This window comes from Streptomyces coryli (assembly GCF_011044975.1).
GTDB classification, from domain to species: domain Bacteria; phylum Actinomycetota; class Actinomycetes; order Streptomycetales; family Streptomycetaceae; genus Streptomyces; species Streptomyces coryli.
In genome coordinates, this window is the sequence record NZ_JAAKZV010000050.1 from 1 (window position 1) to 20072 (window position 20072).

General features: G+C 72.9%; 16 protein-coding genes and 1 pseudogene. 9 read left to right on the forward strand and 8 right to left on the reverse strand.

All coding sequences use genetic code 11. The annotated features are described in order from the left end of the window. Positions 1 to 3570 (reverse strand): nSTAND1 domain-containing NTPase (locus tag G5C51_RS14125; RefSeq protein WP_338118136.1); only part of this gene is annotated, 3570 nt, incomplete at its 3' end. A gap of 175 nt (positions 3571 to 3745) precedes the next feature. Between G5C51_RS14125 and G5C51_RS14130 the strand changes: the two genes are divergently transcribed. The 4 genes from G5C51_RS14130 to aceE all read left to right on the forward strand — a co-directional run bounded on the left by G5C51_RS14130 (position 3746) and on the right by aceE (position 9323). After that, on the forward strand, positions 3746 to 4543 hold the full coding sequence (locus G5C51_RS14130) for a hypothetical protein (protein WP_240929636.1): 798 nt from the start codon (positions 3746 to 3748) through the stop codon (positions 4541 to 4543). After that, positions 4503 to 5837 carry a copper amine oxidase gene (locus tag G5C51_RS14135; RefSeq protein WP_165237069.1) on the forward strand — a complete coding sequence of 445 codons (1335 nt, stop codon included), beginning with the start codon at positions 4503 to 4505 and terminating at the stop codon, positions 5835 to 5837. The genes G5C51_RS14130 and G5C51_RS14135 overlap by 41 nt, the downstream gene beginning before the upstream one ends. A gap of 75 nt (positions 5838 to 5912) precedes the next feature. Then, positions 5913 to 6545 (forward strand): GntR family transcriptional regulator, encoded by a 633-nt coding sequence (locus tag G5C51_RS14140; RefSeq protein ID WP_165237071.1) that lies wholly within the window; start codon positions 5913 to 5915, stop codon positions 6543 to 6545. A 102-nt stretch (positions 6546 to 6647) separates the two neighbouring features. Further along, a complete protein-coding gene (aceE, locus tag G5C51_RS14145) occupies positions 6648 to 9323 on the forward strand; it encodes a pyruvate dehydrogenase (acetyl-transferring), homodimeric type (RefSeq protein WP_165237073.1) in 2676 nt (891 codons plus the stop codon). Between the two features lie 290 nt (positions 9324 to 9613). Here aceE and G5C51_RS14150 read toward each other — a convergent pair whose 3' ends face one another. Next, entirely contained in the window at positions 9614 to 10087 is a 474-nt protein-coding gene (locus G5C51_RS14150) for a helix-turn-helix transcriptional regulator (protein ID WP_165237075.1), read from the reverse strand. Positions 10088 to 10265: 178 nt separating this feature from the next. Between G5C51_RS14150 and G5C51_RS14155 the strand changes: the two genes are divergently transcribed. Then, positions 10266 to 10508 (forward strand): hypothetical protein, encoded by a 243-nt coding sequence (locus tag G5C51_RS14155; protein WP_165237077.1) that lies wholly within the window; start codon positions 10266 to 10268, stop codon positions 10506 to 10508. A 43-nt stretch (positions 10509 to 10551) separates the two neighbouring features. Here the strand turns inward: G5C51_RS14155 and G5C51_RS14160 are convergent. The 4 genes and pseudogenes from G5C51_RS14160 to G5C51_RS14175 form a co-directional block, all read right to left on the reverse strand. Beyond that, a pseudogene (locus G5C51_RS14160) lies at positions 10552 to 11070 on the reverse strand (NUDIX domain-containing protein); the annotation flags it as partial. Between the two features lie 53 nt (positions 11071 to 11123). Beyond that, complete coding sequence (locus G5C51_RS14165; protein WP_165237081.1) at positions 11124 to 12422, reverse strand: NsdA family TPR-like regulatory protein; 1299 nt, start codon at positions 12420 to 12422, stop codon at positions 11124 to 11126. A 197-nt stretch (positions 12423 to 12619) separates the two neighbouring features. Beyond that, entirely contained in the window at positions 12620 to 12727 is a 108-nt protein-coding gene (locus G5C51_RS14170) for a methionine/alanine import family NSS transporter small subunit (RefSeq protein ID WP_165237083.1), read from the reverse strand. Next, the gene (locus G5C51_RS14175; RefSeq protein WP_165237085.1) at positions 12727 to 14274 is read right to left on the reverse strand and encodes a sodium-dependent transporter; all 1548 of its coding nucleotides are present in this window, start codon (positions 14272 to 14274) and stop codon (positions 12727 to 12729) included. Before G5C51_RS14175 ends, G5C51_RS14170 begins: the two co-directional genes overlap by 1 nt. A 91-nt stretch (positions 14275 to 14365) precedes the next feature. Here G5C51_RS14175 and G5C51_RS14180 point away from each other — a divergent pair, with 91 nt between their 5' ends. Next, positions 14366 to 15352 (forward strand): helix-turn-helix transcriptional regulator, encoded by a 987-nt coding sequence (locus tag G5C51_RS14180; protein ID WP_165237087.1) that lies wholly within the window; start codon positions 14366 to 14368, stop codon positions 15350 to 15352. Here G5C51_RS14180 and G5C51_RS14185 read toward each other — a convergent pair. After that, on the reverse strand, positions 15334 to 16269 hold the full coding sequence (locus G5C51_RS14185; RefSeq protein WP_165237089.1) for an SDR family oxidoreductase: 936 nt from the start codon (positions 16267 to 16269) through the stop codon (positions 15334 to 15336). The genes G5C51_RS14180 and G5C51_RS14185 overlap by 19 nt on opposite strands. Positions 16270 to 16398: 129 nt before the next feature. Here G5C51_RS14185 and G5C51_RS14190 point away from each other — a divergent pair, with 129 nt between their 5' ends. Beyond that, positions 16399 to 16926: a DUF4240 domain-containing protein gene (locus G5C51_RS14190; protein WP_338118138.1), complete on the forward strand. Its 528-nt coding sequence runs from the start codon at positions 16399 to 16401 to the stop codon at positions 16924 to 16926. Between the two features lie 17 nt (positions 16927 to 16943). Here the strand turns inward: G5C51_RS14190 and G5C51_RS14195 are convergent, their stop codons facing one another. Continuing rightward, complete coding sequence (locus tag G5C51_RS14195) at positions 16944 to 17438, reverse strand: GNAT family N-acetyltransferase (RefSeq protein WP_165237091.1); 495 nt, start codon at positions 17436 to 17438, stop codon at positions 16944 to 16946. A gap of 47 nt (positions 17439 to 17485) precedes the next feature. On the opposite strand from G5C51_RS14195, the gene G5C51_RS14200 reads away from it, so the two are divergent. After that, positions 17486 to 18379 carry a TIGR01777 family oxidoreductase gene (locus tag G5C51_RS14200; RefSeq protein WP_165237093.1) on the forward strand — a complete coding sequence of 298 codons (894 nt, stop codon included), beginning with the start codon at positions 17486 to 17488 and terminating at the stop codon, positions 18377 to 18379. 352 nt (positions 18380 to 18731) lie between these two features. Continuing rightward, on the forward strand, positions 18732 to 20066 hold the full coding sequence (locus G5C51_RS14205) for an NAD(P)/FAD-dependent oxidoreductase (RefSeq protein ID WP_338118139.1): 1335 nt from the start codon (positions 18732 to 18734) through the stop codon (positions 20064 to 20066). Positions 20067 to 20072 lie beyond the last annotated feature (6 nt).

The following is a 20072-nucleotide window of genomic DNA, read 5'->3' on the forward strand; positions in this document are numbered from 1 at the left end:
CTCGCACACCGTCGCCACCACCGACTCCTCCCCCACCGCGTACGACCGCTGCCCCGTGTGCGCCCCCACCGCGTGCACCCGGGAGCCGTCCGCCGCGAAGGACAGGGCCAGGATGCCGTCGCCGGGGGTGGGGAGCGGGCCGCCCAGGGGCTGGCGGGTGGCGGTGTCCCAGAGTTGCAGGGTGCCCTCTTCGCCGCCCACCGCCAGGGTCTGGCCGTCGGGGGAGAAGGCCAGCGCCGAGACCGGTTCCGTGGTGCCGCCCGAGGCGCTGTCGTACGTGCCCGGCACCGCGCCCAGGCCGCGCCGCGCGCCCGCGTCCCACAGCGTGACCCGGCCCGAGTCGTCGCCGGCCGCGAGATGGCGGCCCTTCGGGTCGAAGGCCAGCGCCAGCGGCATGCCGAGGGCCAGCATCCGGCGCCGGATCTTCCCCGACTCCAGATCGACTATCTGGCCCTGGTCCGTGACCAGATACCGGCCCTTCGGGTCCTGGGCGATCGCCTCGCCGCCGATCTCCTTGAACTGCCGCTTGCGGGAGCGCAGTCGGGCGTCCCAGACCTGCACCTTCTCGCCGTCGGCGGCGAACGACAGCAGCAGCGACCGGCCGTCGGGGGTGAAGGTCATCCCGCTGAGCCCGTTGTCGTCCGCGTCCGAGACCTTCCGGCTGCCGGCCGCCGTGCCGCGCCGCAGGTCCCAGAGCCGTACCGTCTCCGGCACCAGCTCCATCGACTGCGGGACATAGGCGAGCGTCCGCCCGTCCGCGCCGAGCGCCATCAGCACCGTGCAGTGCTCGTCGCACTTCAGCGGCGGCGGCCCGGCCGCCCGCCGCCCGGTGCGGCGGTCGAAGGCCGCGAGCTCCAGCCGGTCCTCGCCCCGCGGCCGCTCGGCCACCCAGCGGCTGCCGTCCGCGCTGAACCGGGCCGAATACCACTCGTTCCGCTGCCACTTCCCCGCCAGCGGCCCGCGCAGCGACAGCGTCCGCACCACGCTCCCCGACACCCCGCCCAGATAGCGCAGCACGCCCGCCTTCTCGTCCAGGCGCAGCTCCATGGCGTCCTCGTTGACCAGCGGATAGCGCAGCACCGGGCGCCGCGGCTCGGACGTCCGCCACAGCAGCACCTCGTCCGCGTCCACGCCGGCGACCAGCGAGGCGTCGGCGCTGATCGCCAGGTCGTCCATCAGCCCGGCATGCTTGACCAGCAGCTTTCCGCGGCCGGTGGCGATGTCGTACGCGCGCAGCTCACCGCCGTCCAGCACGGTGAGGCGGCCGTCAGGGGTGAACTTCAGCCCGTCCGCCTCGCACCCCTTCTTCGCCTTCGTCGACCAGCCGGCCAGTTGGCCGCGCAGCTCCCGCTTCTTCCCGTCGCGCAGGTCCCACAGCTCCAGCGGACCGTCGTCCACGCAGAAGGCGAGGGTCCGGTCATCCGGGGAGAAGGCGCTCGTGTAGGCGTAACCGTCGGGGTCCATCGTCCGGCTGAGCAGCGGCTTGCCGCCGGCCGCCGGGGTCACCTGGGTCCGGTCGGGACCGTCGAGCCCCGCGTCGCGGAGCAGCAGCCGGCCGCTGGGGCTGAACTCGCCGCTGGCGCCGAAGTCCGCGATCTTCTGCCCGCGGCCGGCCTCGCCCAGCCGCCGGATCCGCAGCCCGTCGTCGGTGCCGTGCAGCAGGGTGCGCCCGTCCGGGCTGAGCGTCACATCCGCCTCGGCCCCGGACTCGCCGAGCCCGCCGTACGTCGCCACCCGCCGCTGGCGGCCCACGTCCCACCGCGCCACCCGGTCGCTGCCGAGGCTGGTCACCGTCCGCCCGTCGGCGCTCAGATAATGCTGCGCGCCGGGGTCCTTGCCGGCCGGCACCGTGAAGGCCCCCGCCGCCTTCTGCGCGTACGCCCCCATCAGCGCGGCCCGCGTCTCCCGGGTCTCCGCCAGCCGCCACGCCGCCGCGCTCAGCCGCATCGCCGCGACCGGGTCGGAGTAGCGCAGGCTGTCGGCGACCGCGGCGATCCGCCGGGCCTCGGCCTGGACGTGCTGCCGGTCGCCGACCCGGTTCTGCTGCCAGGCGATCACGCCCGCGACCAGCGCGAGCACCAGCAGCGTGGCCACGACCGCGACGAGCGTACGGCCCCGGCGCCGCTCCCGGCCGCGGGCCGCGAGACCGGCGTCGAGGAACGCGGCCTCGCGCGCGGTCAGTTCGCCGCGCCCGGCCTCCCCGCCGAACCGCTCCGCCGCCTCGGCCAGCCGGTTGCCCCGGTACAGCGCCCCCGCGTCCCGGTCCAGCTCCTCCCACGCCAGCGCGGCCTCGGTCAGCCGGCGCAGCGCCCGCATCCGCTCGCGGTCCTCCTCGATCCAGCGGGCGAACCGCGGCCAGCCGCCGATCAGCGCCTCGTGGGCGAGGTCGACGGTGGTCTCGGAGAGGGTCAGCAGGCGGGCGCGGGTGAGGAGTTCGAGTACGTGGCCGACATCCGCCGGGTCGCCGACCTCCAGCTCGGTCCGCTGCACCGGCCGCCGGGTGTCCTGGGAGCCTTCGCCGGGGGCGACGAGCCGCAACAGGATGCGCCGGGCCACCTCGGCCTGCGTCTCGCTGAGCCGCCCGTACGCCTGCTCCGCCGTGGCCGCGACCGCGCCGTGCAGGCCGCCGGCCGCCTCATACGCCTGCAGGGTCAGCGCCCGGCCGCGGCGGCGGCGCCAGGTCTCCAGCAGTACGTGCGACATCAGCGGCAGCCCGCCGGGCTCGCCGTCCAGCTCGGCCAGCAGCCGGGCGGTCAGCTCCCGCTCGACGATCAGCCCCGCCGCCTGCGCCGGCTTGACGATCGCGGCGCGCAGCTCGGCCTGGCTCATCGGGCCGACCAGCAGCTGCGCCGCCCGCAACGCGTCGGCGAGCTCGCGGTGTTCGGCGCACCGCCCGTAGAAGTCGGCGCGCACGGCGATCACCACGCGCAGCCGGCTGCCGGGCTCGCGCGCGGCGAGCAGCAGCTTCAGGAAGCGGGCGCGCTCGGCCGGGTCCTGGCAGAGGGTGAAGACCTCTTCGAACTGGTCGACCAGGACATACGTGTCGCCGTCCCCCGCCGCCGGGACGAGCGCGTCCGCGTGCCGCTCCGGGTGCTCGCCGGGGGTCAGGATCCGTATCACCGCGGCGGCGCCCTGCTCGCGCACCGCCGGCACCAGACCGGCCCGCAGCAGCGAGGACTTGCCGCTGCCCGAGGGGCCGAAGACCGCGGCGAAGCGGTGCCCGGCGACCAGCCGCACCACCTCGTCGGTGAGCTGCTCGCGGCCGAAGTACGTCTGCCGGTCGTCCGGTTCGAAGCGGGCCAGGCCGCGGTACGGCGGCGGGCCCTGGTCCCGGCCCTCGCCGGCCGGCGGCTCGTCCGCCTCCGCCTCGCGCCACCGGCGCTCCCACTCGGCGGCGTCCGCGCCGCAGGCGCGCGCGTAGGCCAGCACCACCGGCAGCGACGGCAGCTTCTCCCCGGCGGCGGCCTGCGACAGCGTCGTCACCGAGAACTCGCAGCGCGCCGCGAGCTGCCGGTAGGTCAGCCCGGCCTCGTCCCGCAGCTTGCGCAGCTCGTACGCGAATCTCTGCACCGGCCCCGCGGCAGGGTCGACCGGTCGTTCCCTACGCCCCACAACAACTCCCCCGTTTCCCCCTGAATTCAGGCTAGCGGGATTGTTCGGCCTGGTGAAACGGGGGTGCCGAACAATCCGCAGGCCGGTCAACTGGGATGGACCGAGCACCACATGAGGGAGCACGAGGGGACTTATGACAGACACGGGGGGAAGATCGTTCCGTTCGGTACTGCGCCGCTTCTCCGCCCAGGCGGGCGTCGCCTTCGCGGGCGTCGCGGTCGTCACCGCGATCGCCTGGCCGATGAGCGCCGCGAGCGACGGCCCGGCACGGGGGTCCGGGCCGTCGGCGGGCGGCATGCCGGGACCGGGCGCCGCCGCGCGCAGCGCGCCCGGACAGTACGTCGCGCCCGCGGCGCCGCAGGGCGCCGGCACCGGCCGCGACCCGCTCACCGCCGATGAGCGGCAGGCGGCCGTCCGCGCGGCGCTCAGCGCCGACCGGCCGCTGCGCACCCAGAGCAAGGACGTCGCCGGGCGCGCGGGCGATCCGCAGCTGATCTCCTCCGCGCTCGCCGAGGACACCGAAGGCCGCACCGCGGAGGTGCGGTTCTACGACTACGGGGACAACACGCTGGTCGTGAAGACCGTCGACCTGTCCACCGGAAAGGTCACGGACTCGGAAGCCGCCAAGGGCGCCCAGCCGCCGCCCGGCGTGCGGGAGTCCCGGGAGGCCGCGAAGCTGCTGATCGCGAGCCCGCAGGGCGATGGCCTGCGCACGGACTACCGCGCCGCCACCGGCCGGGCGCTCACCGGCGTCGATCAGCTCCGGGTCCAGGGCGGGTCGTACGCGGCACGCCCAGGCGACCCCGCGGAGCTGCGTGAATGCGGGGCACACCGCTGCGTGCGGCTGTGGACGCGGGTCGCGGACGGCCCGTGGATCGACACCCGCGGCTATGTCATCGACCTCAGCGACCGGACGGTGCACCGTGTTTGACCGCATACGACTTCTCCGCCCGCTCGTCGCCGCCGCGGTGCTGCTGCTGCCCCTGCTGCCGGTGACGGCCGCGCAGAGCACGGCGGCGCCGGCGGCGCCCGCGGCGGGGCCCGACTGCTCGGCCGCCTCGAAGATCGAGAAGAAGCTGGCCGGCGGCACGACTTGGCGGATGTGCTGGCACAACAACGAGTACGCCGGACTGGTGCTGGAGGACGTGAGCTACCAGCCCAAGGGCGAGCCCAGGCCCATCAAGGTGCTGGCCAGCGGCCGCCTCGGCCAGGTCCATGTCCCGTACGACAACGGCGCGAACGAATACAACGACGTCACCGAGGAGGCCATGGGCTCCTTCCCGGAGAAGCTGAAGCCGAAGGACTGCCCGGGCGGCACCATCCGCTCGATCCCGGTGCCGGAGGGGCGGCCCGTGCCGGGCCTGTGCGTGACCACGCAGGCCCGCGGGTTCGCGTACCACGGCAACAGCGGCGACGTGATGGAGCCGCGCGCCCGCACCGACTCCGCGCAGGGCACGGATCTCGCGGTGTACGCGATCTACTCGGCGGGCTACTACCAGTACGTCGTGCAGTGGAACTTCTCCGACGACGGCACCATCACGCCCAAGGCCGGCGCCACCGGCAACCTCTCCCCGTCCGACTTCGACGCCTCGGACAAGACCGGCAGCCCGCTCGGCAAGGGCAGCCGGGACCGGGCGACCAGCCACCAGCACAACGTCTTCTGGCGGCTGCGCTTCCAGCCGGACGGCTCGGACAAGCAGCGGATCGAGCAGTACGGGACCCAGCGCGGGGGCCGCGACCCGGACACCGGCACGGAGCGGCTGCACACCACGCGCCGGACGGTGGCCACGGAGACGGCCGGCAACTCCGGCTCGTACCGGTGGTGGCGGGTGGTGAGCGGCACGGCCAAGAACGCGGACGGCCACCCGCGCTCGTGGGAGCTCGTGCACCACAACCCGGCGCGCTACACGGGCCGTCCGTACACGGCGAAGGACGTGTACTTCACGCAGCACAACAAGTGCGAGGACTATCCCAACGACAACCGCCGCTTCACCCGCCGCTGCGCGGGCGACGTGTCGAAGTTCGTCACCGGCCAGCGGCTCACCCGCCCGGTGCTCTGGGTCAACGTCGGCTTCCACCACATCCCGCGGGACGAGGACCAGACGCCGATGCCGGCGCACTGGCAGGGCTTCCAGATCGCCCCGCGCGACGTGACGGCGATGAGCCCGCTGACGCCGGACCGGCTGCGCGCCCCGCAGTACAACGGCGAACCGCACGAACACTGATGCCATCCGCCTGTGGCGGGCACCGGGTGCTGCCCGCCACAGCGCAGGTGCGCACCCTGCCGCAATAATGAGCTCATGACGACCAGCCCCGCCCTCCACCCCTCGTCCCTGCGCGAGCAGATCCGCGAGCACATCGTGGAGGGGATCATCAGCGGCCGCTGGAAGCCCGGCGAGCGCATCGTGGAGCGCCGGATCGCCACCGAGCTGGAGGTCAGCCAGACCCCGGTGCGGGAGGCGCTGCGCGAGCTGGAGTCGCTCCGCCTCATCGAGTCGTCCCCGAACAAGGGCGTCCGGGTCCGCGACCTGACGGCCGCCGACCTGGAAGAGATCTATCCGGTACGGGCCGGCCTGGAGCAGATCGCCGCCGAGCTGGCGGCGCCGCTGCTCGCCCGGGACGTCTCGGCGCTGGAGCCGCACGTCGCGGCGCTGCGCGAGGCGGACGCCACCGGCGACAGCGAAGCGCAGGTCAGGCACACGGTCGCCTTCCACCGCGAGCTGGTACGGGCGGCCGGGAACAGCGTCCTGCTGCACACCTGGGAGGGCCTCGGCATCGAGGTCTTCACCTCGCTGTCCATCCGCTGGCTGGGCACCCACCAGGAGTCGTACGCCGAGGAGCACCAGGACGTCGTGGACGCCTTCCGGCGCGCCGACCCGGACCTCTCCGCCCTGGTCAAGGCGCACGTCCTGGGCTGCGCCCCGCGCCGCTGAGGCCTCCCCGCCCAGACACACCGTGCCGCGCCCCGCGGCACTCCGTGCCGACTTTGCACCCCGCTCTTTGATCGATCATCGATCAGACTTAAAGTCGATCGCATGACCGATGCCGTACAGAAGCGTCCGAGCGAGCTCGACCAGCTGCCGGACCGCGACCCCCAGGAGACCGCCGAATGGCGTGAGTCCCTCGACGCCGTCAACAAGGCGGCCGGCCCGCAGCGCGCCTCGTACCTGCTGCGGCGCACCCTGCAGCACGCCCAGACCGAGCCGGGCGTGGAACTGCCCGCGCTGCTGGAGACGGATTACGTCAACACGATCCCGACCGCCGCCGAGCCCGCCCTCCCCGGCGACCCGGCGCTGGAGTCGCGGATCACCGCCTGGAACCGCTGGAACGCCGCCGCCATGGTGACCCGCGGGTCGCGCCTCGGCCTCGGCGGGCACATCGCCACCTTCGCCTCCGCGGCCTGGCTCTACGAGACCGGCTTCAACCACTTCTTCCACGGCAAGGAGGGGGACGGCTCCGGCGACCAGCTCTACATCCAGGGCCACGCCTCCCCCGGCATCTACGCCCGCGCCTTCCTCGACGGCCGGCTCTCCGAGGCGCAGCTCGACCGCTTCCGCCAGGAGGCCGGCGGCGACGGCCTCCCCAGCTACCCGCACCCGCGCCGGATGCCGACGCTGTGGGAGTTCCCCACCGTCTCCATGGGCCTCGGCCCGCTCTCCGCGATCTACCAGGCGCGCTTCAACCGCTACCTGACGAACCGCGGCATCAAGGACGTCTCCAACTCCCATGTCTGGGCCTTCCTGGGCGACGGCGAGATGGACGAGCCCGAGTCGACCGCCGCCCTCGCCCTCGCGGGCCGCGAGCAGCTCGACAACCTCACCTTCGTCATCAACTGCAACCTGCAGCGCCTCGACGGCCCGGTCCGTGCGAACTTCAAGATCGTGCAGGAGCTGGAGGCCCAGTTCCGCGCCGCCGGCTGGAATGTCGTCAAGTCGCTCTGGGGCTCCGCCTGGGACGAGCTGCTCCAGCTCGACGCCACCGGCGCGCTCGTCCGGCGGCTGCGCGAGGTCCCGGACGCGCAGTTCCAGACCTACGCCACCCGCGACGTGGCGTACATCCGCGAGCACTTCTTCGGCGCCGAGCCGGCGCTGCAGGAGCTCGCGAAGCTGATCACCGACGACAAGATCAGCGAGTGCTTCCACACCTCCCGCGCGGGCCACGAGCCGCGCAAGGTGTACGCGGCCTACCGCGCCGCCCTGGCCCACAAGGGCGCCCCGACGGTGATCCTGGCCCAGACCGTCAAGGGCTGGACCCTCGGCCCGGGCTTCGAGTCCCGTAACGCCAACCACCAGATGAAGAAGCTCACCGGCAAGGAATTCCGCGCCATGCGGGACCTGCTGGAGCTCCCCATCCCGGACAAGGCGCTCGAGGACGACCTGGTGCCGTACTGGCACCCAGGCCAGGACTCCCCCGAGGTCCGCTACCTGCAGGAGCGGCGCGCCGAGCTCGGCGGCCCGGCCCCGGCCCGCCGGGTGCACCCGGTCGCCCTGCCGCAGCCCGCCGACAAGTCCTTCCAGGCGCTGCACAAGGGCTCCGGATCCCAGGAGATCGCCACGACCATGGCCTTCGTGCGCCTGGTCAAGGACCTGATGCGGGACAAGGAGACCGGCAAGCGCTGGGTGCCGATCGTCCCCGACGAGGCGCGCACCTTCGGCATGGAGTCGCTCTTCCCGAGCGCCGGCATCTACTCGCCGCTGGGCCAGACCTACGACCCGGTCGACCGCGACCAGCTCCTGTACTACAAGGAGGCCAAGGACGGTCAGATCCTCAACGAGGGGATCACCGAGGCCGGTTCGATGGCGGACTTCACCGCCGCGGGTACGGCGTACGCCACCCACGGCGAGCCGATGATCCCGTTCTACATCTTCTACTCGATGTTCGGCTGGCAGCGCACCGCCGACCAGATGTGGGCCTTCGCCGACCAGCTCGGCCGCGGCTTCATCGTCGGCGCCACCGCGGGCCGTACGACCATGACCGGTGAGGGCCTGCAGCACGCCGACGGCCACTCGCCGCTGATCGCCTCGACGAACCCGGCCGCCCTGTCGTACGACCCCGCCTTCGCCTACGAGGTCGCGGTCATCGTCAAGGAGGGCCTGCGGAGGATGTACGGCGAGAACGCCGAGGACGTCTTCTACTACCTCACCGTCTACAACGAGACGAAGGTCCAGCCGGCCATGCCCGAGGGCGTGGAAGAGGGCATCCTCAAGGGCCTTTACCGCTTCAAGGAGTCGGAGCACACAGCCCCGGACGCCCCGCGCATCCAGCTGCTCGCCTCCGGCACCGCCATCCACTGGATCCTCGAAGCCCAGCAGATCCTCGCCGATGAGTGGGGTGTGTCCGCCGACGTGTGGTCCGCCCCGTCCTGGACGGAACTGCGCCGGGAAGCCCTGTCCTGCGACGCGGCGCAGCTTCGGGGGGAGGATCGGGTCCCGTACGTCACCCGTGCCCTGGAAGGCGCACCGGGCCCGGTCCTCGCCGTATCCGACTGGATGCGCGCGGTCCCCGACCAGATCAGCCAGTGGGTGCCGCAGGACTACAGCTCCCTCGGCACCGACGGCTTCGGCCTGTCGGACACCCGCGACGCGGCCCGCCGGCACTTCGGGGTGGACCCGCAGTCGGTGGTCGTCGGAGCGCTCGCGCAGCTCGCGCGGCGCGGTGACGTGAAGCACGAGACGGTCAAGCAGGCGGCGGAGAAGTACGGGCTCGCCTGAGCCTTCCACCGGCGTCAACCGGCGGCGGCTGCGAGGAGTTGAACTGCTCCTCCAGCCGCCGTCTGTCGCTTTCGCCGAAGTGCGCGGCGGCCAGGAACACGGTGATGGTGTCACCCCGCTCCATGAGCCAGGCGGCTATGTCCTGCGGGGGGTCGGTCACAAGCAGCACCCGGACCGGCATCGGGACCTCCCGGTCGGTCTTCCGAGCGCTGGCCGCCTGCTCGTCAGGTACATGCAAGCACAGATGCGGGCTGCCCGTACGAGCCTTCCAGGCTCTTTTCAGCCGTTGTTCAGCCGTCGCTCTCGCGGGTTACATCGCGCAGCGCGTCGTGCGTCCGCTCCCAGGCGCTGAGCGCGCGTTTCAGCTGCTCAGGGGTGATGTCGGGGCGGCCCTTCACGATGACGACGATGCGGCCCTGCGGGTCTTCGTTGTCGGGGAGGTTGAGGACCGCGGCGTCCAGCAGCGGGCCTTCGGCGCGCAGCGCCTCGACGATGCGCAGCGGGAGTTCACCTGCGGCTTCGCCGCCGCCCGGAGCCGGGTCTCCGCCTGCGAGCACCTGTTCGACGGAAGCTTCCGACCAGCCGACCACGCGGGCGTAACTGCGCATCGTGCCGGTGACCTTGGCGCGTTTCACACCCCGCTCGACGGACTGGACCGCGGTGCGGGTCACGCCGATCCGCTCCGCCAGCTCCTCCTGCGTCCATCCGGCCGCGCCGCGCGCCTGAGCGAGCGCCTTGCCGAGCCGGCCCCAGTCCTGCCCCATGGGCCCCCATCATGCCCCAATCCGCAGCCCCGGAAAAGCGCGGCAGCCCCTCAACTGAGCTCGCAAAAGCTGACTTTGAGAGCGGAAGCGCTTGCGGCGTCCCGTGACAGGGCTAAACTTGTGAGCCCAGCAACAGGGCGGCCTGCACCAGCACCTCACCATGAACGGGAGTAGAGCTATGCAGGTCCTGCTGACCCTGGGCACCACCTGCGGGGCACTCGCCGCTGCCGGCGTGCTGCTGCGCTGGCTGTGGCGTGCCAATCGGCAGCTGGTACGCCTCGCCGACTCGCTCATCGAGCTGTCGCCCGACCAGGGCGAGCAGACCGTACGCGAGGAGATCACGCGCCTCGCAGGCGATCTGTCGGTACTTTCCGGACGGTTCGACGAGCACCTCGACCGGCATGGCGGCCGGTCTGACTGAGCTGCGCACCATTGAGCGATGCCGCTCCGGGGGGCGGCTGGCTCAGCTGCCGCAGCCGCAGCATCGCCGCCACCGTGGCGGCCGCACGCAACTTGCCGGACCGCAGCAGCCGGGGCACATCGGCGAGCGGGACCCACACCCGGCGGTCGGACTCGAAGGCGTCGCGCGGCTCTCCCGTGTACTCGGCGCGATCACTCCAGTAGATGTGATGCCGGGCATCGGTGATGCCGTTGGCGGCCTCCAGCGTCATCAGATGCCTGAGGCCCCGCGCCCGCCACCCGGTCTCCTCCTCCAGCTCGCGGGCCGCCGCCGCGGCGATGTCCTCGCCCTCGTCGACCATGCCGGAGGGCAGCTGGTAGCCCCAGCTGCCGGTGATGAAGCGGTGCCGCCACAACAGCAGCGCCTCGTTACGGTCGTTGACGATCGTGGCCATCGCCACGGCGGGCAGCCGCACCAGATAGTGCTCGAGCCGGCGCCCGTCCGGGAGTTCCACATCGGCCAGGTTCACCCGCAGATACGGGTTCTCGTAGACCGTCACTTCGCTGTGCTGAGTCCATCGCATGCCGCCCCCGGTGCCGACCGACTTGTTCAAGCCATTGTCAGCACCGAAACCCGTCACAGGGGAATGCGGAGGGCCTCGTCTATCCGCTCGACGGCAGATCGGGATATGGCCGCGTCATATCCCCCCAACTCCCGCCGCAGCAGCCGGTATCTGTCCCGCAGCCGCGTCGACTCCATGCCGGTCCCCGCCGCCAGCATCGGCGCCACCAGCCCCGCCGCCTCCTCCGGCTCACCCTGCCGCAGCCGCACCCGCGCCAGTACGGCGAGCCGGTGCACCCGGCCGCGGGTGTGGCCGTCCGCGGCCGCCGCCCGCTCGGCGTGCAGCCGGGCCTGCCACAGCTCGCCGAGGCCGAGGAACGTCTCCGCGAGCAGCGCCTCGACCCGGCCGCGCTCCACATAGTCGGTCTCGGCCGGCTCGGCCCGCGAGCCGATCAGCGCGGCCATCGCCTGCGCGGCCCGCGCCGCCGCCCGCGCCGAGGCGGCATCTCCCTGGGCGGCGTACGCCTTGGCGCGCATCGCGTACAGATCGGTGGCCAGCGCCGGGCTGAGCCACCGCGGATCGCCGTCCAGCGCGGCGTCGGTGCAGGCCAGCGCCTGGCTGTAGTGCCGCAGCGTGAGCGCCTGCTGCGTCATGAGACCGATCGCGTACGCACCGAGCTCCCGGTCGCCCGCCCGGGCCGAGAGCCGCAGCGCCTGGGTGAAGTAGCGCTGGGCCAGACCGTGCAGGTCGGAGTCGTACGCGCATACCCCGGCCAGCGCGGCGAGAGAGCCGGCCGAGCGGCTCAACAGCCGCCCGTCGGCGCCCTTCTCGCCGTCGCGCAGCCGCGGCCCGACCTCGGCGGCGAGATACGACACCACGCGCAGCCGCGTCGCCACCCCGCCGACCTGGCGGTACATCCGCTCGTAGTGCTCCCGGGCGGCCCCGGGCAGCCGCGGGTCGCCGTCCTCCCCGAGGGTCAGCGCCTCCGTACGCCGCCACTGCCACACCGGCAGCAGCGCCCCTGGACCCCACTCCGGCTGCAGGGTCAGCAGCCGCTCGGAGCCGCGGCCGTCCGCCTGCCAGAGCGCCGCCATCCGCCCAGGGGCGGCGTCGTCCGCGCGCGGCCGCGGGCCCGCGAGGCCGATGTCCGCGGGGCGTACGGTCCGGCGCAGCCGCCGCCCGAAGACCTCGCAGAGCACTTCGGGCACCGGGTCAACAGGCCGCTGCCCGCGCAGCCAGCGCAGCACCGAGGCATGGTCGTAACGCAGGGTGATATCCCGGCTGCGTCCCGCGTCATTGACGCGCGCAGCCAGCCCGGCGTGGCTGAAACCCGCCTCCTCCAGCACCGCCGCGAACAGCAGGTTCGGTTCCATACGCGAATCCCGTGGATGTCCCGACGGGAAACCACGGTACCCGTGATCCGCTCACGGAGCGTGATGAATGCGCACACTGGTTGCCCCGGTTCACACACTCCCCGGCAGGCGGAGTCCGCGCTTCACTCGTAGCGCACCCTCCCCCGCCGGCCGGGTGCCGGGAAAGACTTGGTGCGCTGGCCGCCTGCCGGGTCCCGTCACTCGGGCTGGTCGGGGTGAGTGCGCAGCTTGAGCAGGGCGGCGACCAGGCCGCCCCAGACGATCACGATCGCCACGATCAGCATGACGATGGCGCTGCCCGACATCAGATCTTTCCTCCCAGCTCGTCCTCGACCGGTTCCGCCTCCGGCGCCCGGCCGCCGATGTCCCCGTGGTGCTTCCACGGCACCAGCGCGACCAGCACGCCGAACACCAGCACCGCGCCCGCGACGCCCCAGCCGGCCCAGGCGAGGAATGAGCCCGGCATGCCGGCGTAGTTCTCCTTGAACTCCGCCCGCAGGCTGTCGACCATCATCCAGCCCAGCATCAGCGGCGTGATCGCGCCGAGGCAGACGATCCACCACTTGCCGAGCCGCACCGCGGACGTCTCGTTCGCGTCCGCCTGCAGCACCGGCAGCCGGCGCAGCACCCACGCGACCGTCACGACCGCGACGAGCGCGCACAGCGCGATGCCGTACTGATTGATGAAGTGGTCGACGGCGTCGAGGAGATGGATCCCGCCGTCGGTGGAGAACGCCACCACGGACACCACCATCAGCAGCCCGCCGACCAGCAGCACGGAGTTGCTCCGCGAGATGCCCGTGCGGTCCGCCACCGCCGCGACCTGGACCTGCACGATCGACACCAGCGAGGTCAGGCCCGCGATCACCAGCGAGCCGAAGAACATCACGCCGAACAGCCCGCCCAGCGGCATGCTCGAGATGATCTGCGGGAACGCCACGAACGCGAGCCCGATCCCGGAGGACGCCACCTCGGACACCGGCTCGCCGCTCTGCGCCGCCATGAAGCCGAGCGTGGCGAAGACCCCGATCCCGGCCAGGATTTCGAAGGAGCTGTTCGCGAACCCGGCCACCATCGCCGAGCCGCTCAGGTCCGAGCGGCGGCCGAGGTAGGACGCGTACGTAATCATGATGCCGAAGCCGATGGAGAGCGAGAAGAAGATCTGCCCGTACGCGGCGATCCACACGCTCCCGCTGCTGAGCGCCGACCAGTCGGGCCGGAAGAGCGCGTCCAGGCCGAGGCCCGCGCCGTTCAGGGTGAGGGCGCGGACGACGAGCACGAGGAAGAAGACCACCAGCAGCGGGATGAAGATCCGGTTCGCCACCTCGATGCCGCGGCGCACGCCGAGCGCGAGGATCGCGATGGTGATCAGCCAGACGGCGATGAGCGGCCAGGTCACGCCCGGGACGTAACTGCTGAAGGTGCCCGCCTTGTCGGGGGCCTTCAGGAACTCCCCGAAGAAGAATCCTTCCGGGTCGTCGCCCCACGCCTGGTTCACCGAGAAGCCGATGTAGCGCACGGACCAGGCCAGGATCACGGCGTAGTACGCGGCGATGACGAAGCAGATCCCCACCTGCCACCAGCCGATCGCCTCGGCGGGGCGGGCCAGTTGGCGGAAGGCGCCGGGCGGCGAGGCGCGGTAGCGGCGGCCGACCGTGTACTCCATGATCAGCAGCGGCAGCCCCGCCGTCAGCAGGGCGAGCAGATACGGCAGCAGGAAGGCGCCCCCGCCGTTGTCATAGGCGACCGCGGGGAAACGCCAGATGTTGCCGAGACCGATCGCCGATCCGATGGCGGAGAACAGGAATCCACTCCTGCTCCCCCACCGCTCGCGCGGCTCGATGGACGACATAGCGCACCTTTTGCTCTCATTACCGGCAGACCTGACGCGACGTTAGCAGCGTCGGCGCACCGCGCCGCCATGCCGCGCGCATGATGTCCCCATGCGTGCTGCCCGGCTGATCCACCTCGTACTCCTGCTGCAGTCCCGCGGCTCGCTGACCGCCGCCGAGCTCGCCGAGCGGCTCGAGGTCACCGAGCGGACGGTGCAGCGGGACGTGCAGGCGCTGAGCGAGGCGGGCATCCCGGTCTACGCCGACCGCGGCCGCATCGGCGGCTACCGCCTGATGGGCGGCTACCGCACGCGGCTCACCGGCCTCGGCCGCACCGAGGCCGAGGCGCTCTTCCTCTCCGGAGTCCCGGGCGCCCTGCGCGACATGGGCCTCGACGACGCCGCGTCCGCGGCCCGGCTGAAGGTCTCGGCCGCCCTGCTGCCCGAGCTCAGCGACGCCTCGGACAGCGCGGCCCAGCGCTTCCACCTGGACGCGCCGGGCTGGTGGCGCGAGCCGGAGACCCCGGAGTGGCTGCCGGCGGTGGCGGAGGCGGTGTGGGACGACCGGCGGCTGGCGGTGACGTACCGGCGGCGCCCTGAGGCGGATCCGGTGGAGCGGGAGTTGCAGCCTTACGGCCTCGTGCTGAAGGCCGGGGTCTGGTATCTGGTCGCGCGGGTGGACGGCGAGCGGGGCGGCTTCCGCACGTACCGGATGGACCGCATCGAGCACGCAGCGCAGACCGGCGAGCGCTTCGAGCGGGACGAGAGCTTCGACCTGCCCGCCTTCTGGGCGGACCGGGCGGCCGACTTCGCGCGCTCGATCCTGCATGACGAGGTGACCGTGCGGCTGACCTCGGCGGGGGCGCGGCGGCTCCCGTTCGTGACGGACCGGGCGGCGGCGGAGGAGGCGCTGGCGGCGAGCCGGCCGGACCCCGCCGGCAGGGTCACGGTGACCCTGCCGGTGGAGTCGCTGGAGATCGGCTACAGCCAGCTGCTGAGCCTCGGCCCTGAGGCCGAGGTGCTGGGGCCGCCGGAGCTACGGGAGCGGTTCGCGGAGGCCGCCGCCCGCTGGATGGAGATCTACGGCCGCGACCGGTAGCTCTCCGGGTCCCCCGGGTCCTCGCCGCGCATCAGCCGGCTGAAGTACGGCCAGCTGTCCGGCAGCGTGCCGTCCGTGTCCGTGTAGCCGTACTCCTTCGCCAGCTGCCCGCTGTACAGCGACTCCCCGTTCCAGCGCGCCCGGCCCTGGTCCGCCGCCAGCTCCGCGACCCCGCGCGCCACCAGATACGGCGACTCGGACAGCGCGAACTCCTTCGGCGCCGTCTTCCCCACCGAATCCCGCCAGGTCTCCTCGGTGGTCTTGAAGGTGTCCAGCATCTGCTCCGAGCGCAGGAATCCCGGCGACACCGCCACCGCCGTCCCGCCCGACTCCTTCAGCTCATGGCCGATGTTGAACGCCATCCGGATCGGGGCGTTCTTGGCCAGGTCGTAGAAGAACATCTCGCGGTACGGCTGGTTCGACTCCGCCGTGCCGTCGGTGATCTCCACCAGCAGCGCGTCACCGGTGCGCACCAGCAGCGGCAGCGCGTACCAGCTGGTGATGATGTGGCTCTTCACCCCGAGCTCCAGCATGCGCAGGCCGCGCTCCAGGTCGATCTCCCACATCTTCTTGCCGAACTCGACCAGGTGCTCCCCGCCCCACAGGTCGTTCACCAGGACGTCGAGCCGCCCCCGCTCCCGCTCGATCCGGTCGAGCAGCGCCTTCACCTGCTCCCGCTCCAGGTGATCCGTCGGTACGGCGATGCCCTCGCCGCCCGCCGCGGTCACCAGCTCCGCGGTCTCCTCGATCGTCTCCGTCTTCCGTCCGACCTCGCTGACCTGAGTCCGCGTGGTCCGCCCGGTCGCGTACACGGTGGCGCCCTTCGCGCCCAGCGCCACCGCCATCGCCCGGCCCGCGCCCCGCGTCGCGCCTGCGACCAGGGCGACCTTGCCCGCAAGTACCTTCTCTTCGCTCATGGACCACACGTTCGCAGCGAATCCCGACAACCTCTGTCGCCATTCCGGCGGAGATTCCGTCCGGATCGATACGCACGGATCCCCGCACTCCGCGTGCGTAACAGCGCCCGAGGAACGATCCTGTACCTCGTGATGGAAGAGTCGGAGTTCTGGGAGCTGATCGACAGCTCCCGCGTGGCGTCGGACGGCGATCCCGACGACCACGCCGACCTGCTGGTCGACCGCCTGACGGCGCTCGACCCCGACTCCGTGCTCGACTTCGCCCGGCACTTCGAGTCCCGGATGAACCGCTCGTACCGCTGGGACGTGTGGGGCGCGGCCTGGGTGCTGCTGGACGGGGCGAGCGACGACGCCTTCGACAACTTCCGCTGCTGGCTGATCGGCCAGGGCCGGGCGGTCTTCGAGGGCGCGCTGCACGGCGACCCGGACGACCTCGCGGACCTGCTGGAGGACTTCGACCCCGAGGCGGACGGCGACGCGGAGGGCCTCGGCTTCGCCGCCGACGAGGCGTACGAGCAGCTCACCGGGCTCGAGCGGCCCGAGCTCGAGCTGCCGCCGCCTCCGCCGGAACCGGTGGGCGCGGCGCTGGACTTCGAGGACGACGAGGCGCTGGCGGAACGTTTCCCGAAGCTGTGGGAGCAGTTCAGAGAGGACTGAGTCCTCCTTTTGCGGTCTCAGTCCTTGAGGCTGCGGCCCATCAGCACGTCGTCCACGTACTGCCCGCCGAGCAGGAACTCCTCCGGCAGCACACCCTCGACGGCGAACCCCTCGGCCTCGTAAAGCCGCCTGGCCGGCGCATTGTGCCCGAGCACGCGCAGCGTCAGCCGCCGGGCCCCCTGGCCGCGGGAGTGGTCCGCGGCGCCGCGCAGCAGCGCCCGGCCGACGCCCTTGCCGCGCGCCCACTCGTCGACGATCAGGCCCTGGATCTGCCGGACGTGGACGGAGGCGGCGAGCGGGGTGGGCGGGACGACCTTGATGTACCCGGCCAGCCGCCCGTCGAGCTCGGCGACCAGGAAGTCGTCCGGGCGGTTACGGGCGGCGAAGAACGGCTCGTACGGCGGCTGCGGGCGGTCCTGCACGGAGTGCAGCGTCGACCAGCAGCGCAGGTCCAGGTCGAGCAGTTCGGCCCCGTCGGCGAGGGTGGCGAGGCGTATGACAAGGGACGGCATCAGCCCACTGTGCCACGAAGCGCCTGCGGAGCAGGCAGGATATTCCCATGCGTATCGCAGTCACCGGCTCGACCGGACTCGTCGGCACCGCGTTCGTCCGCTCCCTGCTCGCGGACGGCCACGAGGTGGTCAGGCTCGTCCGCCGGGAGCCGGCCGGCGACGGCGAGGTGCGCTGGGACCCCAAGCGGCAGTACGTGGACACGGCGGGCCTCGCGGGCTGCGACGCGGTGGTGCACATGGCGGGCGCGGGCGTCGGCGACCACCGCTGGACCGAGGCCTACAAGCGTGAGATCCGGGACAGCCGGGTGCTGGGCACGGCGGCCATCGCCGAGGCCATCGCGACGCTCGACGTGCCGCCGAAGGTCTTCGTCTCGGGCAGCGCGGTCGGCTATTACGGCGACACGGGCGACCGCCGGGTGGACGAATCGACACCCCCGGGCGAGGGCTTCCTGTCGGACGTATGCCAGGAGTGGGAGGCCGCGGCGGAGCCGGCGGCCGAGGCGGGCGTCCGCACGCTCCTGGCCCGCACGGGTCTGGTGGTCTCGCGGCACGGCGGCGCGTGGGGCCGGCTCTTCCCGCTCTTCAAGCTGGGGTTGGGCGGCCGCCTGGGCAAGGGCAACCAGTACTGGTCCTTCATCGCCCTGCACGACCACATCGCGGCCCTCCGGCACCTGATCGACACGGACTGGCTCACGGGCCCGGTCAACCTGACCGCCCCGGAGCCGGTCACGAACCGCGAGGCCACGGCGGCGATGGGCCGCGTCCTGCACCGCCCGACCCTCCTCACGGTCCCGACCCCGGCCCTGCGCATCGCCCTCGGCGACTTCGCCGAAGACGTCCTGGGCAGCCAACGCGTCATCCCCCGCCGCCTCCTGGACTCGGGCTTCTCCTTCGCCTTCCCGGGCATCGACGACGCCATCAAGGCAGCGCTGCGCGACTGAGCGGGGACCGCACCCGGGTACGCAACGAGGGCGCGGGGCGGGGCGCGCCCGCAGCACGGGGATGGGCAGCACGCGCAGCCAAATATGTCGGTGCCGCGTGAGGACGTGCCCCCGCCACGCGCCCGGCCCCCGAGGCGAACGCCCCTCGGCACCGCAGCCCCACAGCCCGCCGCCAGGCGACTACGCGCCCGCCATGCCCCCGTGCCCAAGCCATGCGCGCTGCGAAGCGGACGAAATTCCGCCTAGCGTGCCCAAGTGCCGGGTAGCCGACCGCCCCACCGGGCATGAAACAGGCGCCCTGGCGCGCAAGGGGCCGCACGGCCTATATCCGCACACCCCCCGGGAGGGCACCGTGCTGAGCTTCGCACCCCGCACCCACCACGACGACAGCACGGACGTGGTGATCGTCGGCGCGGGCCTCGCCGGACTCGCGGCAGCACAGCACCTGACCCGCGCGGGCCTCTCCGTCATCGTCCTGGAGGCCGCCGACCGCCCCGGCGGCCGGATGGCCACCGACACCGTCGACGGCTTTCGCCTCGACCACACCCCGCACCTGCTGAACGCCTCGTATCCCGAACTCCGCCGCACCCCCGGCCTGCACGACCTGCCGCTGCGCCCGTTCACGGCCGGCCTCGTCGTCGCCGACCAGCCGGACCGCCCCGCCACCCGCCACCACATCGGCCGCCACCGGAGCACAGGGGGCGCACTCACCACCGCACGCGCCCTCGCCGCCGCGGCCCGCGGCCCGCTCACCGGCGCCCCGCTGTCCGGCGCGCTGGAGGAGGCCCGCCTCACCACCGCGCTCTCCCGGCTGGCCACGGCCTCGCCGCAGCGCCTGCTGTCCCGCCCGGAACGCGCGGCGGCCGAGTCGGCCGGCGCCGGCCTGCTCCGCCCGCTCCTCGCCGCACTGCTCAGCGACCCCGGCCTCATCACGTCGAGCCGTGTCGCGGACCTCGCGCTGCGCTCGTTCGCCCGCGGACACGTCTGCCTCCCGGAGGGCGGCGCCGGCACCGTCCCCGACCGGCTCGCGGCGGTGCTGCCGCGCGGCGTGCTCCGTACCGGAAAGCGGGCGGTCTCCGTGGACACGACGGCGGTACGGACCGCCGACGGCGAGGCGCTGCCCTGCCGCTCGGTGCTGGTCGCCACCGGCGCCCGCGCGGCGTCCGACCTGCTGCCCGGCCTGCGGCTGCCGGACTTCCACCCGGTGACGGTGCTGCATCACACCGCCCCCGAGCCGCCGCTGCGGGAGCCCGCGCTGGTGCTGGCGGCCGAGGGCTCGGACGGGCCGGTGGCGCACACGGCGGTGGCCAGCGAGACGGACCCGGCGCGGTCGGCGTCCGGGCGGCCGCTGATCACCTCGACGATCCTGGGCGCGGCGGCGTACGAGCCGGTCACCGTCCTGGACAAGACGTCGCGCGCCCAGCTGGGCCGCCTGTACGGCACTCCCGCGGAGGACTGGGAGCTGCTGGCCGCCCACCACGACCCGGAGGCGGTCCCGGCCATGCCTCCGCCGCACGACCTGCACCGCCCGGTCCGCCTGGTGTGCGGCCTGTACGTCTGCGGCGACCACCGCGATACGAGCACCCCGCAGGGGGCGCTCCACTCGGGGAGGCGGGCGGCCACCGCCCTGCTGAACGACTTCGGCTGCCGCCCGGCCCCGCTCCCCGACCTGCGCCAGGCGGCGTAAAGCGCT